We start from the raw sequence: 16,047 nt of genomic DNA on the forward strand, positions 1-16,047 counted from the left end.
GTAGAGCGAAAGGAGATTGGCGTAAATGACAATAAAGAATCAATTTACGCCATCAGGCGTGAGTAGAAGCGTTCTCTGTATTCTGTTGGTGTGAGCTGCAAATTTCTTTCGAAAACACGCCGCAGATTGAGGCCATTGCCAAACCCAGTAGTGAACGCGATGTGTTCGATGTTTTGTTTCGTTTGTTCAAGCCGTTGTCTGGCGGCACTCAGACGAACTTCCTCAACATATTTAGCCGGGGTAATTCCGATTTCACGGGTGAACACACGGGTGAAATTCCGCGGGCTCATGGCAACGCGTTCCGCCAGATTTTCGACAGATAAGTCATCAGCAAGATTTTCAGAAATCCAGGACTGAAGATCACGAATCGGCCCTTCACTGGCCTGATTCAAAAGATAGCGGCTGAATTGTGACTGCCCTCCAGGGCGGCGGAGGAACATCACCAGATCCTGTGCTACATCGCGAGCCAGATTGAACCCATAGTCGTCCTCAACCAGAGCGAGAGTAAGGTCAAAACCAGAGCTGACGCCGCCTGACGTCCAAACATTCCCATCCTGAACATAGATCGGACCACGCTCGACCGTGACCTGAGGAAACTCGGCTTGCAAAGTATCGAGCAGTCGCCAATGCGTGGTGGCATGACGTCCGTCAAGCAGACCGGTTTTAGCCAAAAGCATTGCACCGCTACAGATGGAAACCACACGCCGAGTGTGGGGCGCCGCACGTTGAATCCAATCAACGACGCTGGCGCCTTCTTCTTCGGTCAGGCCTTTGCCGGTAATCATGATGGTATCACGCGGAAGTTCAGGGTTGAGATCGCAAAGTCGGTGGTCGGCCAGCAGGTTCAAGCCTGACGCACCGTGAACCACATGATGCGGTTGCGTGGTGGCAACGGTCACCTGATAGGCCGAATTTGGCATCAGGCAATTCGCCTGCATAAGAATGTCGGCGATACCCGCCGCTTCGAACAACAAGCCCCCATCCGGGACGATAATCAGAAATGTAAGCATGGCATTAAAAATACAATTTGTATTAAATATGTCAAGTGATGGATGTCTATGATAAACCGGATAGACAGAGAGCAGGGTACTGACGCAGATATTCGCACTTTTAGTAAACGAGATCAGCGTAAAACGCCATTTAATATATGACCCTCGGTAACGATAACGGTATCTTGTCAGTGTCCGAAATCACGTACTTACTTTTGCTTATTTAACCTTGGTAATTCCATGACTTCACTACTCAAACATTCGTCACGATTAGGCATGTTTATCATACTGATGATTTTGGCAGGCTGCTCCAGCAAACCTCATTATAAGAAATATGACCCGCACGCCTATGATGATGAGATTAAGGAAGCTGCTGACAATTATAAAGTTGATCAAAAACTTATTAAGGCGATCATCCAGGTCGAATCCAATTTTAATCCAGAAGCGGTAAGTCCTTCAAATGCAATCGGTTTGATGCAACTTAAAGCGTCCACCAGTGGCTGTGATGCGTACCGTTACAAAGGTAAACGTGGCTGTCCTGATGACGACGATTTACTGGATCCGGAAACCAATATTGACCTGGGAACGGCGTATATCAGCTCGTTGCAGCATCAACAACTAAATTGGATCAACAATCCGGTCACGCGGCGTTACGCAACCGAAGTAGCCTATGTCAACGGTGCGGGGGCATTGTTGCGGACTTTTTCAAGTAACCGGCAAGCTGCTATTCGGATGATTAATCAACTGACACCGGCAGCTTTTAGCTGGCATATCCGTCAACATCATCCAGCACCTCAGGCACCGAGATATATGGCGAAAGTTGAGAAGGCCTATGCCGGTTTATAGTCGTTAACGTATTAAATAGACGGATGCGCTACGTGAATTCTAAGATTTCATCAGTACTGCAATGCAGCAGAATTCACGTAGCGCGATCACATAGAAAGATGAAAAATACGCAGCGAAAGGAGATAGTTGAATGACAACCAATTTGCTCACCAATTTTCCTGAAGCGGCTCTTGGAAGAGAAGCTGAAACTTTCGAGGTATTACTCACGCGGCCAGATATTCGCATCGAGAGAATTATTTCAACCGGGCAATCGAGTCCACCAGGATTTTGGTATTGTCAGCCGCAAAGCGAGTGGGTAACGGTGTTACAAGGTTCTGCCGGGTTACGATTTGAAAATGAATCTGATGTGCGGGTTGTGAATATTCCGGCATCGTGTTGAATGGACAGATCCCCAAAAACCAACGATTTGGTTGGCCGTTCATTATAGTGTGGATGCGGCTCCGGATGAGGCAGGAGAGGCGTAATACCGTAATAGTTGCCTGGTGCATCATCATAAATCATATTTAACATAATATACATTATGCGCACCAACATAGAATCAGACAGAATCTGACGTTTTGTGGGTACCGTAACCCCAGCACCCCAGAGAAAGTAGAAATACATGCTAATAAAAACCCAAAAATAATGCTTATCGGTCATAGCAAAAACTTATTAAAAGCGTGATGGCGAGAACCATCATCAGATTGATAACGCCTCCCCACCATAAACTGACTGCGCAGGAAAGAAGCGCCACAATTTGTGCTAACAATTGGTCTCTGTCTTTGCCCATTTTTCCCAAAGAAGAAGCGATAAAGATAGCCACGATAATCGTTATATTTTCAGCAAAATCTTTTCCCGCTACAGAAGCAAAAAAATAACCGACCAGGGTTCCGGTCAGCGCCGTGCCATAAAGTGTGAAACTCACTGTATTACAGTAACGACGGGTCAGCGGATATTGTTCCCTGCGTAACGACATCAGGGTAAACGCCGCGTTCGCCATAACCAGAATGGAAGGAATATAACCAGCCACTCCTTCTTTCATGCTGCCGCGTAAACTCAACGTAAATACCATAAATCGCAGGTTGATGCTTAACGCAGAGATTAACACCATCACAAATGACAGAGTATGTTGCGAAACCTCTAGTAACGTCATCTGTAGAGGGGCTGACATTAGTGCTCCACTGAATAATAAACTGTGGAAAAAACCCAGCCCTTGTTGATAACTCAGCAGTCCAATCATGCTGAATGACAATAAAAGCGTAAATACAAATGGCAAAGCATCCCCTACCCCTTGTAAAATCTCACTCTGGCTACCAGGTATCATTTTGGAATCAGGCGGCAGCATTACGCATCATCTCTATTTTTTGCTGATAATCAGTTGCTTTCTTCAGATAAAACTCTGTGCTGTAACGGGGAATAAACTCCTCTACGACTGCTTTACAAATACGCCGTTCCCGGAGGGTCTTCTCTTGCAGATAATCATCAATGATAAGGTTATCCCACGTATTTATAAATTGTTTCCTGCTTCCCTCTGCTATATTTTTACATATTGATTGATATAAATTATTAATATGAAGGTAATAATTTTTACGGAAAGAATACATTTGTGTTGATAAATAATTATTTTCCATAGAGTAATAACCCGTCATCAGTCTATTGACCATAATGCATATCAAAATTCCATAATTAGTTTAAAAATAGCATTGGTTAATAAAAAGTAAACAATGTGTTCATGGCATGTTTGTTAAGAATTATTTCAGAATGATAATTTGCAGTGATATCAGAACAAAGCAAAAACAGATTACAGACTACCTAGCTAGCGCAGTTGATATGGACGCTTGATCACACAGTTTCCGATTTTTATGAGTTCAGCGCTGTTTTCCTCTACAATGATAGCACCCTCTCTTTTATCAGGCCGATTCTCATGCCAGAACCCAGACTGACCCAGAAGGACATGACGGAAAGTGAACAGCGTCAACTTAAGACACTGCTCGATCAGGAAAGAAAAAAACACGGACGTCCGCTCACTAATTCTGAAAACAATCATATTAAAGATGACTACATCGATAACCTCATGAAGGAGCGCGAGACTGCCGCGAAGCAACTCACCGCGCGTAGAAAGAAAAACAAATTCAAACCTGATACTTCCGTGACTTACGAATGGTCTGCCAACATTCATCTGCGTGGCCGCCGCTAGGTTTGTTATTGTTGACGATGTGAGTTTATGGTGGCTATGCCGTAAATTCACGTCGCTGGCCGCGTTACCTTTATTATCCAATATCTTATTGAAAAAACTGATTTAGTTCCCCTTCTCTATTCTCGCTGTTTCATGCTTGTTGGCGTTAATTATGATAACCGCTATTCTTATATAGAATAAGTAAATGTGATTTTTATTATATTTATCATATTGATACGATACATACCTCTCCAATTGGGAAACGGTTCAGAACCAGAAGGAGATTGAATGCCTGAATTGAGTTCTGCGTTGATAGTTTTTAGCGATTTGGATGGTTCTCTGTTGGACCACGATACTTATAGCTGGGAACCGGCAATTCCCTGGCTGGTCCGGTTGCAGCAGCATCAGGTACCAGTGATTATTGCAAGCAGTAAAACGGCTGCTGAAGTGGTACCACTACAGCAAGCAATGGGACTGCATGAATATCCTTTTATCGCTGAAAATGGTGCGCTTGTTACTTTACCGCGCAGTTGGTCATCACATCCCGATTATCCCCGTAAGATTTTTAATGCTGACTATTCGTTTATCTGCCAGGTATTAGGCACATTACATAAAGAGTATCAATTTGATTTTCAAGGATTCTCTGACATGGATGATGAGAAGGTCTCCGATATCACCGGTCTGGGGATCGAGGAGTCTGCATTAGCCCGTCAACGTGAAGCTTCTGAACCGTTGCAGTGGTTTGATGATGACATCGCTTTAGGTCGATTCCGGCAATCATTGGAGAAATACGGCTTGTCTTTGACACAGGGTGGCCGTTTTTATCATGTGATGGGTCGTGGTGTCAGCAAGGGAAATGCCGTCAATTGGCTGACATCACAGTATGTGCAACAACGAAAAACAGAAATGCTCACAATTGGGTTGGGCGATGGCCCGAATGATGTCTCAATGCTGGAATCCACTGATTACGCTGTCATTATCAAAAACAAATCTCACTTGCACGTGACAATGTCACAAAAAAATCATAATAAGATATACCTCACTCAGCAATCTGGCCCGTCAGGATGGAGTGAAGGCCTTAACCATTTTCTCGCTGATGGCGAGTCGATTATTTAACGTGAGGGGAACCGGTATGAGTGATTTTTATCAGGATGGCATTATTACGAACTTTCATAATCTTACTCAGCGCAGTGTGGAAGAGCTTGAATATGAACTACAGGTTTTTTCCGGGCAGAACAGTATGGGACTGATCCTCCCTTCCCTGTTTTCTGAACTGGAGGGACCGGCGCTTAGTAAGATTATTGACCTATTGGCACAGGTTCCCTATCTCGGTGAAATAGTGATCGGATTAGATCGTGCCGATCGTGATCAGTTTGAACATGCACGCACGTTTTTCTCTCGGTTGCCACAACGGCACCGTATCTTATGGAATGACGGCCCTCGCCTTACGGCGTTAAGTCAGGAATTGGCCGAAAAAGAGTTGGCGCCGATGGAACCAGGCAAAGGACGTAATGTCTGGTTTTGTGTCGGGTACACTTTGGCTTCACGGCGTTCGTCTTGCATCGCTCTACATGATTGTGACATTGTCACGTATGACCGTAGCATGTTGGCCCGGCTGCTCTACCCGGTCGCCAACCCAAACTTCCATTACGACTTTTGTAAGGGTTACTACGCTCGGGTAGCTGAAGGAAAGTTGAATGGGCGTGTCGGGCGTTTGCTGGTGTTTCCGCTGCTGAAATCGTTACGTAGTGTCTACGGTAATTCAGACTATCTGGAGTATATGCGCAGTTTCCGTTATCCCCTGTCAGGAGAATTCGCCATGCGCAGCCATGTGCTACGTAACTTGCGAATACCCAGTGATTGGGGGCTGGAAATCGGCGTGCTGTCGGAAATTTACCGAGGCACGTCAATCAGCCGCATCTGCCAGGTGGATATCGCTGATAATTATGATCACAAGCACCAGCCGATGTCGGAAACAGATCCAACGTCTGGCTTGCAACGCATGGCGCTGGATATCACCAAAGCGCTGTATCGTAAGCTGGCGATTCAGGGGGTGAATATTACTACAGATTCATTCCGGGTACTGCGCGCCACCTATTACCGAACAGCGCTGGATATGATCGATGCATTTGAACATGATGCGCGTATGAATGGTTTGCATTTTGATCGTCATACTGAAGAGTCTGCGGTGGAGTTGTTCTCGGATGTTATTACCCTATCCGGCCAGATTTATAGCGAAAGCCCCGGCGATAAACCGTTTGTTCCCAGTTGGAGCCGGGTTCAGTCAGCATTCCCCGATATTCTGGAACGCCTTTATGAGGCTGTTGAGGCAGACAATCAGGAAATCAACGACGGATGAATATTCAGTGATTGCTACGGTATCACTTTACTGGATTTTTTGTATAAAGTGGCACAGAGTCATTACTGTCTTGCAACCAATCAGGGAGTTAAATGATGGAATATCGTCTGTTAGGCCACTCCGGTCTCAAAGTGTCAGTCCTGAGTTTGGGCACCATGACATTTGGCGGTCAGGGAAAGTTTGCGAAAACCGGAAACACGGACCTGCAAGGTGCGCGTCGCCAGATTGATCGTTGTATTGATGCCGGGATAAATCTGTTTGATACCGCTGATGTTTACTCCAGCGGTGAATCGGAAAGAATTCTTGGTCAGGCAATCAAGGAAAAACGCCACCAGGTGTTGATCGCCAGTAAAGCTCGTTTTCCCATGGGCGATGGACCGAATGACCGAGGGTCATCACGCCATCATATTATTCGTGCTTGTGAAGCCAGTCTGAAGCGATTGGGTACGGATTATATCGACCTTTATCAATTGCATGAATGGGATGGCCTGACACCACTGGAAGAGTCGCTTGACGCATTGGACTATCTGGTACGCAGCGGTAAGGTTCGTTATGTCGGGATTTCCAATTTTTCCGGTTGGCACCTGATGAAAACGTTACATCTTTCTGAAAAATCAGGTACCGCGCGCCCAATAAGCCAGCAAATTCATTACACGCTACAGTCTCGGGAAGCAGAGTATGAATTGCTGCCTATAGCGCAGGATCAAGGCGTCGGCGTATTGATATGGAGTCCGCTGGCCGGTGGGCTGCTATCCGGGAAGTATCGGCGTGACCAGGCACCCGATGGTACGACACGGCATCTGGAACACTGGAATGAGCCACCGGTTCGGGATGAAGGTTTGTTATACAATATCGTCGATGTGCTGGTCGAGATTGCCGGGCAGCATGGTGTTTCGGCGGCGCAGATTGCACTAGCTTGGCTATTATCTCGCCCGTCGGTCAGTTCAGTGATCATCGGTGCTCGTACGGATGATCAATTAGAGGATAATCTTAAAGCGGTGGATATTGTACTTAACCCGCAAGAGATTGCACGGTTGGATGAAGTCAGTCGCCCGCCACTGATCTATCCCTATTGGCATCAGGCTCAGACCGCCGCTGATCGTCTTTCCCCCGCTGATTTATCGTTGATCGCCCCTTATCTGAAAAAATGAAATAGCCGTTAGAGGAAAACAGCATGATTATTTTTGTTACTGGTGCCACAGCCGGATTTGGTGAAGCCATTACCCGAAGATTTATTAAAGAAGGTCATAAGGTTATCGCCTGTGGACGTCGCCAGGAGCGTTTGGATGTACTGAAAGATGAACTGGGAGCGTCTCTGCATACCCTGCGTTTAGATGTTCGCAATCAAAAATCAATTGATCAGGCTATCACGTCGTTACCTGCTGCATGGCGTAACATCGACGTTCTGGTGAATAATGCCGGGCTGGCGCTGGGTTTAGAACCCGCTCATAAGGCTTATGTGAATGACTGGGAAACGATGATCGATACCAACAATAAAGGGCTGGTCTTTGTGACCCGCGCACTGTTGCCTGATATGGTAAAGCGTAATATTGGCCATGTTATTAATATGGGTTCCACTGCGGGTAACTGGCCATATGCCGGCGGCAATGTGTACGGTGCCAGCAAAGCGTTTGTACGTCAGTTCAGCCTGGGGCTGCGTGCCGATCTGTTTGGTACCCGTGTGCGAGTGACCAATATTGAACCAGGACTGGTCGGTGGTACCGAGTTCTCGGCGGTGCGTTTTAAAGGTAATGAGGACAAAGTTCATCAAACTTATGATAAAGCAGACCCTCTGATGCCGGATGATATCGCCGAAGCGGTATTTTGGGTTGCTACTCTGCCTGCACACGTTAACATCAACACACTGGAAATGATGCCGGTCAACCAGACTTTCGCTGGGTTGAAGGTGTATCGAGACGAGTGATAGCGTGGGTTTTACCCTAATACTGCTTACTTCAGCCGATTTTTAGAGAAAACATCACGTTTGGTTTCCAGAGGGACACTGAGCGTGATGGGTACATTAGGGTACTTAAATGGAAAATTCATCCGATCCTCTGCCTACATGGCACGCACTCCCGGTCGAACAGACCTTCAGTATACTGAAAAGCTCCGACGACGGCCTGTCATCGACGGAAGCCTTGGCTCGGTTGAACAAGCACGGGCCGAATTATATCGAGCGCGGACCACGCCGCGGTGTGCTTAAGATCCTGCTGCGTCAGTTGTCCGACCCGTTAATCTACGTGCTGATCGCCGCCGGGCTGATCGCTGCGTTGATGGGCAAGGTTACCGACGGAGTGGTCGTTCTGACGGTCGTGGTGATCAACACCTTGGTTGGTTTCGCGCAGGAAATGCGTGCGAGCAAAGCTATCGAGGTATTGAGCAACTTAATGCCGCAGCAGGCAACTGTCACGCGCGACGGCGATGCGACCGTTGTACCCGCACATGAACTCGTACCTGGCGACGTGTTGCTACTACAGCCAGGCGATCAGGTGTCGGCCGACGTCCGGCTGTTTGAAACCAACGGGCTACAAGTCGAAGAAGCAATGCTTACCGGTGAGTCGGTGCCAGCAAGTAAGTTCGAAGCACCGGTGAAGGCCGAGGCGGTGCTTGGCGATCGGCGCTCAATGGCGTTCGGCGGCACGCTGGTCGTTGCCGGCACCGCGAAGGGCATCGTCATCGCCACCGGTGCCCGTACCGAACTCGGCCGCATTTCGCAACTGCTGAGCGAAACGGTCGAGCTGGAGACGCCGCTGACACGCCGGCTAGGCCACATGGCGCGGACGATCACGCTGGGGATCGTGATGGTCGCCGTGCTGATCTTCGTCGTCGGACTGCTGCGCGAGTACCCGTTGATCCACAGCGCACTGGCGGCGATCACGCTGACGGTTGCATCAACCCCCGAAGGGCTGCCAGCTGTGATCACGATCGCCTCGGCGATCGGTGTGCGACGGATGGCGCTGCGCAAAGCGATCATCCGCCATTTGCCTGCAGTGGAGACGCTCGGCAGCATTACTGTCATCTGTACCGACAAGACCGGAACGCTAACGCGCAACGAGATGACCGTCAAAGCGCTGTGGACACCGACGGGAACCGTCGCAGTTACTGGAACCGGTTATGCGCCCGAAGGTGAACTGCATAATAACGATGATTTGGCACCTGCCGCGTCCGCAGTGGCGACCGAACTGCTGCGCGCTGCTGTTCTTTGCAACGACGCCACGTTGGAAAACGATGGCGGTCGCTGGAAGATCGTCGGCGACCCTACCGAAGGTGCGCTCGTCGTTGCCGCGCGCAAGGCGAAGCTCAATGAAGACGAGCTGCGCGAGGCTTACGCGCGCTTGGACGAGATTCCCTTCAATTCCGAACAGCAGTTCATGGTGACTTTACATACCAACGCTAAGGGTGGCCAGCTGGTTTGCATCAAGGGTGCACCGGAGGTGGTGGCCAAGCTGTGTCCGGTGATTGATGGTCAGTCGATTGAGTTCGACATTGTCCAAGGGGCAGCGCATTCACTGGCTGAACGCGGCATGCGCGTGCTTGGTGTCGCCACTGCCCAGGTCGACACTATCCCGAGCCTCGAAGACGCCACATGGCGGCGTGAACTGCGCCTGCTCGGTCTGGTGGGAATGGTCGATCCACCCCGAGAAGAAGCTATCGAGGCCGTTCGCGCCTGCCAGCGCGCCGGTATTGTAGTAAAGATGATGACGGGCGATCATCCGGCTACCGCACGTACGATCGGCACCCTGTTCGGGTTATTCGACGGCGAAGGTGATGGTGCACAAATTGTTACTGGCCACCAGATCGAGACGACCTCCGATGCCAATCTCGTCGCCCTGGTACGTAAGACGCACGTGTTTGCACGCGTGGAGCCCGAACACAAGCTACGGCTCGTCAAGGCACTGCAGGCCGATGGCCAGGTGGTAGCGATGACGGGCGATGGCGTCAACGACGCGCCGGCACTGAAACGTGCTGAGATCGGCGTGGCCATGGGAATAAGTGGCACGGCGGTGGCTAAGGAAGCCGCCGACATGGTGCTCTCCGACGACAACTTTGCTTCGATCAGCGCGGCGGTGGAAGAAGGCCGCCGCGTCTATGACAACCTCTTGAAGTCGCTCGCCTTCATCCTGCCGACGAGCCTTGGGCAGGCGATGATCATCTTGGTTGCCGTGTTATTCTTCCCGATCGTCGACGGACATTTGCAGATGCCGATCGAACCGGTGCAAATCCTGTGGGTCAACCTTGTCGTGGCGATCGCCCTCGCCTTACCGCTCGCGTTCGAAGCCCGAGAACCGGACCTGATGGACCGCCCACCAAAACCACCGGACGAACCGTTGATCGGACCTTTCCTGGTTTTTCGCACGTTTTTGGTCGGCGCACTGATGACCATGGGTGCAATGAGCCTGTTCTTCTACGAGTACCACTCCGACCTCGCGGCCGGCATTGCGCCCGTGCTCGCGCGTTCGCAGACAGTAGCCGTTACGACGATAATCCTGTTCCAGTGCGCTTACCTGCTGAATTGTCGGTCGCTGACGGAGAGTGCGTTCCGCATTGGGCTGTTCAGCAACCGCTATGTCTATTTCGGGATCGCCGCCACGCTCGTACTACAATTGTGCTTCGTCTATATGCCGCCACTGAACGCACTGTTCCACACCCATCCACTCGACGCGACGGACTGGATCGCACCCACGCTAGTCGCGCTGGCCGGGCTACCGGTGCTGTCGCTCGAAAAGCACTTCTGGCGTCGGCGAGGTAAGTCCGCACACGACGCAATGGCAACGCAACGAGAGGCACGAAGACCATGAACGAGTCCGATCCCGTCAATCGCCAGCAACCATCTGCTGCGGGCTTCTGGTCCGAGCGTGGATTGTCCAACCTCGCATTGCTCGCGCTCACCGTTCTGGCATTGCTGCTATGCTATCTGATCGCGCGACCATTCATTACCTCACTGGCTTGGGCCACGGCGCTTGCGGTGATCGGCTGGCCGCTGCACCGTTGGATTGTCCGTCGCATTCACTGGCCCACTGCCGCGGCCTCGCTGTCCGTCACCATACTCTCGTTGCTACTGATAGTGCCGTCCGGCATGGTCATCCCCAGCATGATCGACGAGGCTCTCAGCGGATACAGACTTCTCCGGACACAGATCGAGTCCAATGTCTGGGACGAAGCGCTCTCTCAGCATGTCTGGATCGCACCGGCATGGGAGTGGCTGCGACAGCGCCTGGATCTCGGCGATTTGTTGCAGCGTGCGGGATTGGTGCTGACTGCGATCGGTTCTTTTACGGTAAAGTCATCGTTCGTGGGAACGATCAAATTCGTTCTGACGTTCTTCTTCCTCTTCTATTTTTTGCGGGATCGTGACGAGTTGCTTGCGAGCGTTCGATCTTTGTTGCCACTGTCGCAGACCGAAACGGAACGGGTCTTCCGCGTGGTCAGCGACACTATCTTTGCGACGATGTATGGCAAGGTGCTCGCCGGTATCGTCCAGGGTGCTCTCGGTGGCCTCATGTTCTGGTGGCTCGATCTGCCGGCGGCTTGGTTTTGGGCGATCGTAATGGGGTTGCTGTCGATTATCCCGCTGCTAGGACCACCGATTATCTGGGCACCAGCAGCACTGCTCCTGCTGCTCAACGGTGAATGGGGACATGCATTGCTGCTGGTGGTCTGGGGCGCGGCCGTGGTCGGGCTCGCGGACAACCTACTCTATCCGATCATCGTCGGCAAATACCTGCGCTTGCATACTGTGCCGCTGCTGATTGCGCTGATCGGCGGGGTCGTCGTGTTTGGCGTGGTGGGATTCTTTGTCGGTCCAGTCGTACTCGCGCTTACCATGGTGGCGTTCGAGATCTGGCGTGCGCGAGCTGGGATCTCATCAACCTGACCGGCACTTGTGACGTAACAGCGCCAAGTTCAGTTCGCTACATCCATTCTCCAAGCTATTAACTTACAATTTTCCCGTTTTCTGAGATGAATATATTAGGATTTTCCCTGCGTTTTTGATATTTTCACCAAGCGGATGATGGTTTCATCAATATCAGGAATGGTATATCTCCTTTGTTGTTAAATAAGCGCTTGTATTTAATTAATTGTATTAACCAAAACTGTTTTGTCAGGGTGACAACATGAATCGAAAATTTCCCACATCATTGCTGCGTGCCTTGATTCCTCTGTCGCTGGTTGTGTTTGCTGGTATTAGCACTCCCAGTATTGCTGAAACACACCAGATTATTATTGATAATGGTAATAGCGCCATATCAAAAGAAGCTGTTCGTCAGAGTAAAGAAGATCGGAACGAGACTCGAAATCTACGTAACAAAAAAGTGAAGATCGAAGAAAAATTGGCAGATCGTCAGTTAAGAAATATCGATCGTGAAGATAGGGCGCTTGATTCTGCCGAAAGATGTAAAAATAGCAGCAATTTTAATGCCTACTGGGAAAGTTCTTCCGCACGTTGTCTGGACCGTAGAACCGGTCGTCCGATTAATCCGTAAACACGCCCCCTGCTTCCTGTTCCTTTTTAGGGCAGGAAGCAGTGATAGCCCAAACATCTTTTCGATACAGTAAACACTATTGATTGATGGCGGAAAGATCAATATAGAAGGACAAATCCCGCTGTTCCGCTCGAGGCAAATAAGGTAATTCGCCTAGCTGCGGGGCCGGGATTTTTTTACGCAGTGCATTAATGATGTCAGCATAATTAGCCAGACCAGGATTGATACGGTTGGCTACCCAACCAACCAGTGGCAGACCATCATTCAATATGGCCTGTGCGGTTAACAGTGCATGGCTGATACAACCCAGCTTGATGCCAACCACCAACACGACGGGTAATTGTTCCTGCACGACCCATTCAGAGTATATACGCATGTCGTTCATGAGTGTACGCCAGCCGCCGCTGCCTTCGACAATGACCACATCTGCCAGATTACTAAGTTGTTGCAAACCTTCAGTCATGGCACTGTAATTAATCGGTGTTTCGCTGGCACTGATCTCATCTTCCAGTAGAGCAATTGGATTGATGAGATTATAAGGAAGGTCCAACGTTGATGCCTGTTGCAGAATGAGCGCATCTTTGCTGCGTAGCCCTTCTGCAGTTTCCATGCACTCTTTGGCTATCGGTTTATAACCCACTACTGCCTTTTGGGTTTTCGATAGCGTTTGTAATAACGCTTTGGATACAACCGTTTTACCTACGGCGGTATCAGTACCAGTAACAAACATGCGTTTTAACATGAAAACACCACTCCAGAAGTACCATCTGAAAACATAGACCAAGAGCCTGAACAGACTGCTGAGAACCAAAGTCTAGGCTAAGGGAGATCAGAGCAGTTTGCGTTAGCTCAATGTTTTGTTTTTCAGTGGAAATCAATGGTATTTCTGCGAAAAGTCTGACGGGGAAGATTATCCCTGTAACAGTTTCACCAACAGCGATCCGTTATAGAGAGCATCTTTGACCAGTGCGGCACCCGGCATTGTGCCCTGGTTATAGAAATAAGTGGCTTCTACGTGAAGATTATGACTGTAAGCTGGCAACGATTGTTGTTGAATGCACGACATAATTGCTGGATAGAGAATACTTGACGCCTTGTTCAAGGGCGAGCCTACCAAGATTTTATCAGGGTTAAACAGGTTTACCATAATGGCCACGATGCGACCGACATTGTTCCCTACCCCGATGATAATGTCCTTTGCCAGTTGGTCACCTTTTAGTGCTGCTTCGCACAATGAATCAACCGTAAGCGGCGATCCATGTAATAGGGAACTCATGGAGGTATTAAGACGTTGTTGGGCTAGTTCCAGCATGTTTTCAGTGCTGGCAACGGTTTCCAGACAGCCATGATTACCGCAGTAACAACGTTTGCCATACGGGTCAACCTGCGTGTGGCCAATTTCCACCAGATTACGACTGCCAACATGCAGAATCCGTCCATCGGTGATAATACCCGCCCCTACGTTATGATCGATAACAATCTGAATGACGTTCCGACATCCGCGGGAAGCGCCATACAATGCTTCCGCCATTGTCCAGGCGCAAATATCATGCTGCAAGAACACAGGAACGCCGGTTCGTTGTGATAATTCCGGGCCGATGGCCATCTCTTCGACATCATAAAATGGCATCCGGTGGATAATGCCAGTGGTCGAATCAATCATCCCTGGAGCAGTAATAGCAATCGCGGTGAGACGTTCGAGCTTTTTCTGATGCCGAATGAAGAACTGATCGATTTCCAGCAGAATTCGATTCAGTAAAGGTTGTGGGTGTTCTGTGGGTAATGATACCGTCTCTTCAACCACCAGTTTACTGCTCAGATCACGCAGCGCCAGGGTAATGATATTGCGGCTGATCCGGATTGAAAGGTAGTGCCAAGCCTCGGTATCCAGTATCAGTCCGATGGCGGGACGGCCCCGACTGCCAACATCCTGATACTCTGTTTCCTGCACCAGATGGGCTTCCATCAGTTCCCGGACAATTTTGGTAATACTGGCTGGCGCGAGCTTAGCCTTTTTGGATAATTCTATGCGTGACACGGGTCCATGTTGATCAATCAATCTATAAACCGTTCCCGTATTCATCTGCTTGATTTGATCAATATGTCCGGGCTGACCGCTGGCTATCACTCTGACCTGACTCCTGGTTTTTAACGCATTGTTGGTATTTTTTACACTGCAAAATAAAAAAACTGTCGCTATGGTGTAGTTTTTATGAAAAGCCGTCAAATATTTGATTCGTTATGTGATTCGCTGCACACATTTACGACATTATTGACGCAGCATAAGTGAAATAAGCGTCTGTGCCGCTGTATTGATTGGCCGATTTCGATGAGTAACCAGCCACACCTCACTGATGGCATCCTGTTCAGACAGCGACAGATATTTCACGCCATCCACCCGGATACGCATAAATGAAGCGGGAAGAAGAGACACGCCCAATCCTGATGACACCAATCCAACAATGGTCATTGCCTCACCGACTTCCTGCGTAATATACGGTGTGATGCCATAGTTTTTCAGCAAGGTCAGTGTCTCATCGTAAAGCGCAGTGCCGACTTCACGGGCAAAAAAAACAAAAGGTTCGTTTGCTAACTGCTGAATGCTAATGGTTCTACCCGGTGTCGAAGCGAGCGGGTGTTCCTCATGAACCACCGCGACCATCGCTTCATGTAGTAACAATTGATGGCGCAGTGCATCCGGCAAAGGATTATTACGCATTACTCCCAGATCAAGTTTGCCGCTGAGTAATGGTTCAATTTGCTGCTTGGTATTGGTTTCCTGCATTTGGATATGCACTTCCGGGTAGGATTGACGGAAGTGCAGCAAACTTTGTGACACGGCCTTGATAAATGGGGCTGACGAGGTAAAACCAATATTCAGTTCGCCGATCTCTCCCCGCTGGATACGGGCAGCCCGTTCTGCGGCCTGATTGACCTGATTGATGATAGCCCAGGCTTCTTTTAGAAACTGGGTGCCGGCTGGCGTCAAACGTACAGTTCGATTGTTGCGCTCTAATAGCCTGGCGCCAATCTGCGCTTCCAGCAATTGTATTTGCTGACTCAACGGTGGTTGGGAGATCCGCAGTTTTTCAGCTGCACGTCCAAAATGTAGTTCCTCGGCGACCGCGATGAAGTAGCGAAGATGTCGTAGTTCAATATTCATATTTTAAACATATCATTTATTATTATTAATATATTATACAAAACAATCGA

Annotated in this window: 16 protein-coding genes; 10 read left to right on the top strand and 6 right to left on the bottom strand. The window is 49.3% G+C overall.

All coding sequences use genetic code 11. The features are described 5' to 3' along the window. Positions 1-44: 44 nt before the first annotated feature. Positions 45-1,010, bottom strand: coding sequence for a GlxA family transcriptional regulator (locus RS889_RS11135; protein ID WP_315710759.1), 966 nt, complete (start codon positions 1,008-1,010; stop codon positions 45-47). A gap of 219 nt (positions 1,011-1,229) precedes the next feature. Between RS889_RS11135 and RS889_RS11140 the strand changes: the two genes are divergently transcribed. Beyond that, entirely contained in the window at positions 1,230-1,835 is a 606-nt protein-coding gene (locus RS889_RS11140) for a transglycosylase SLT domain-containing protein (protein WP_425475125.1), read from the top strand. Between the two features lie 130 nt (positions 1,836-1,965). Further along, complete coding sequence (locus RS889_RS11145; protein ID WP_315710762.1) at positions 1,966-2,214, top strand: cupin domain-containing protein; 249 nt, start codon at positions 1,966-1,968, stop codon at positions 2,212-2,214. 249 nt (positions 2,215-2,463) lie between these two features. On the opposite strand, the gene RS889_RS11150 is transcribed toward RS889_RS11145, so the two are convergent. After that, positions 2,464-3,159, bottom strand: a complete 696-nt coding sequence (locus tag RS889_RS11150) for an AzlC family ABC transporter permease (RefSeq protein WP_315710764.1) — start codon at positions 3,157-3,159, stop codon at positions 2,464-2,466. Continuing rightward, positions 3,146-3,445 carry a hypothetical protein gene (locus RS889_RS11155; RefSeq protein ID WP_315710765.1) on the bottom strand — a complete coding sequence of 100 codons (300 nt, stop codon included), beginning with the start codon at positions 3,443-3,445 and terminating at the stop codon, positions 3,146-3,148. The genes RS889_RS11150 and RS889_RS11155 overlap by 14 nt, the downstream gene beginning before the upstream one ends. 293 nt (positions 3,446-3,738) lie before the next feature. On the opposite strand from RS889_RS11155, the gene RS889_RS11160 reads away from it, so the two are divergent. The 8 genes from RS889_RS11160 (at position 3,739) to RS889_RS11195 (ending at position 12,834) form a co-directional block, all read left to right on the top strand. Further along, the gene (locus tag RS889_RS11160) at positions 3,739-4,011 is read left to right on the top strand and encodes a YjbD family protein (RefSeq protein WP_021016026.1); all 273 of its coding nucleotides are present in this window, start codon (positions 3,739-3,741) and stop codon (positions 4,009-4,011) included. Positions 4,012-4,278: 267 nt separating this feature from the next. Then, positions 4,279-5,106, top strand: a complete 828-nt coding sequence (locus tag RS889_RS11165) for a mannosyl-3-phosphoglycerate phosphatase-related protein (protein WP_315710766.1) — start codon at positions 4,279-4,281, stop codon at positions 5,104-5,106. A 16-nt stretch (positions 5,107-5,122) separates the two neighbouring features. Next, positions 5,123-6,349 carry a glycosyltransferase family protein gene (locus RS889_RS11170; protein ID WP_315710767.1) on the top strand — a complete coding sequence of 409 codons (1,227 nt, stop codon included), beginning with the start codon at positions 5,123-5,125 and terminating at the stop codon, positions 6,347-6,349. Positions 6,350-6,444: 95 nt separating this feature from the next. Continuing rightward, positions 6,445-7,500 (top strand): aldo/keto reductase, encoded by a 1,056-nt coding sequence (locus RS889_RS11175; RefSeq protein WP_315711014.1) that lies wholly within the window; start codon positions 6,445-6,447, stop codon positions 7,498-7,500. Positions 7,501-7,523: 23 nt separating this feature from the next. Then, positions 7,524-8,273, top strand: a complete 750-nt coding sequence (gene ydfG / locus RS889_RS11180) for a bifunctional NADP-dependent 3-hydroxy acid dehydrogenase/3-hydroxypropionate dehydrogenase YdfG (RefSeq protein ID WP_290182928.1) — start codon at positions 7,524-7,526, stop codon at positions 8,271-8,273. A 109-nt stretch (positions 8,274-8,382) separates the two neighbouring features. Beyond that, on the top strand, positions 8,383-11,148 hold the full coding sequence (locus tag RS889_RS11185) for a cation-translocating P-type ATPase (RefSeq protein ID WP_315710768.1): 2,766 nt from the start codon (positions 8,383-8,385) through the stop codon (positions 11,146-11,148). Beyond that, positions 11,145-12,224 carry an AI-2E family transporter gene (locus RS889_RS11190; RefSeq protein ID WP_315710769.1) on the top strand — a complete coding sequence of 360 codons (1,080 nt, stop codon included), beginning with the start codon at positions 11,145-11,147 and terminating at the stop codon, positions 12,222-12,224. Before RS889_RS11185 ends, RS889_RS11190 begins: the two co-directional genes overlap by 4 nt. 241 nt (positions 12,225-12,465) lie before the next feature. Beyond that, entirely contained in the window at positions 12,466-12,834 is a 369-nt protein-coding gene (locus RS889_RS11195) for a DUF1283 domain-containing protein (protein WP_315710770.1), read from the top strand. 76 nt (positions 12,835-12,910) lie between these two features. Here the strand turns inward: RS889_RS11195 and bioD are convergent, their stop codons facing one another. The 3 genes from bioD to RS889_RS11210 form a co-directional block, all read right to left on the bottom strand. Continuing rightward, positions 12,911-13,576, bottom strand: coding sequence for a dethiobiotin synthase (gene bioD / locus RS889_RS11200; protein ID WP_315710771.1), 666 nt, complete (start codon positions 13,574-13,576; stop codon positions 12,911-12,913). Between the two features lie 168 nt (positions 13,577-13,744). Further along, positions 13,745-14,962: a sugar metabolism global transcriptional regulator Mlc gene (gene mlc / locus RS889_RS11205; protein WP_315710772.1), complete on the bottom strand. Its 1,218-nt coding sequence runs from the start codon at positions 14,960-14,962 to the stop codon at positions 13,745-13,747. Positions 14,963-15,103: 141 nt separating this feature from the next. After that, positions 15,104-15,997 carry a LysR family transcriptional regulator gene (locus tag RS889_RS11210; RefSeq protein WP_315710773.1) on the bottom strand — a complete coding sequence of 298 codons (894 nt, stop codon included), beginning with the start codon at positions 15,995-15,997 and terminating at the stop codon, positions 15,104-15,106. Positions 15,998-16,047 lie beyond the last annotated feature (50 nt).

The organism is Brenneria uluponensis (genome assembly GCF_032395385.1).
Lineage (GTDB): Bacteria > Pseudomonadota > Gammaproteobacteria > Enterobacterales > Enterobacteriaceae > Prodigiosinella > Prodigiosinella aquatilis.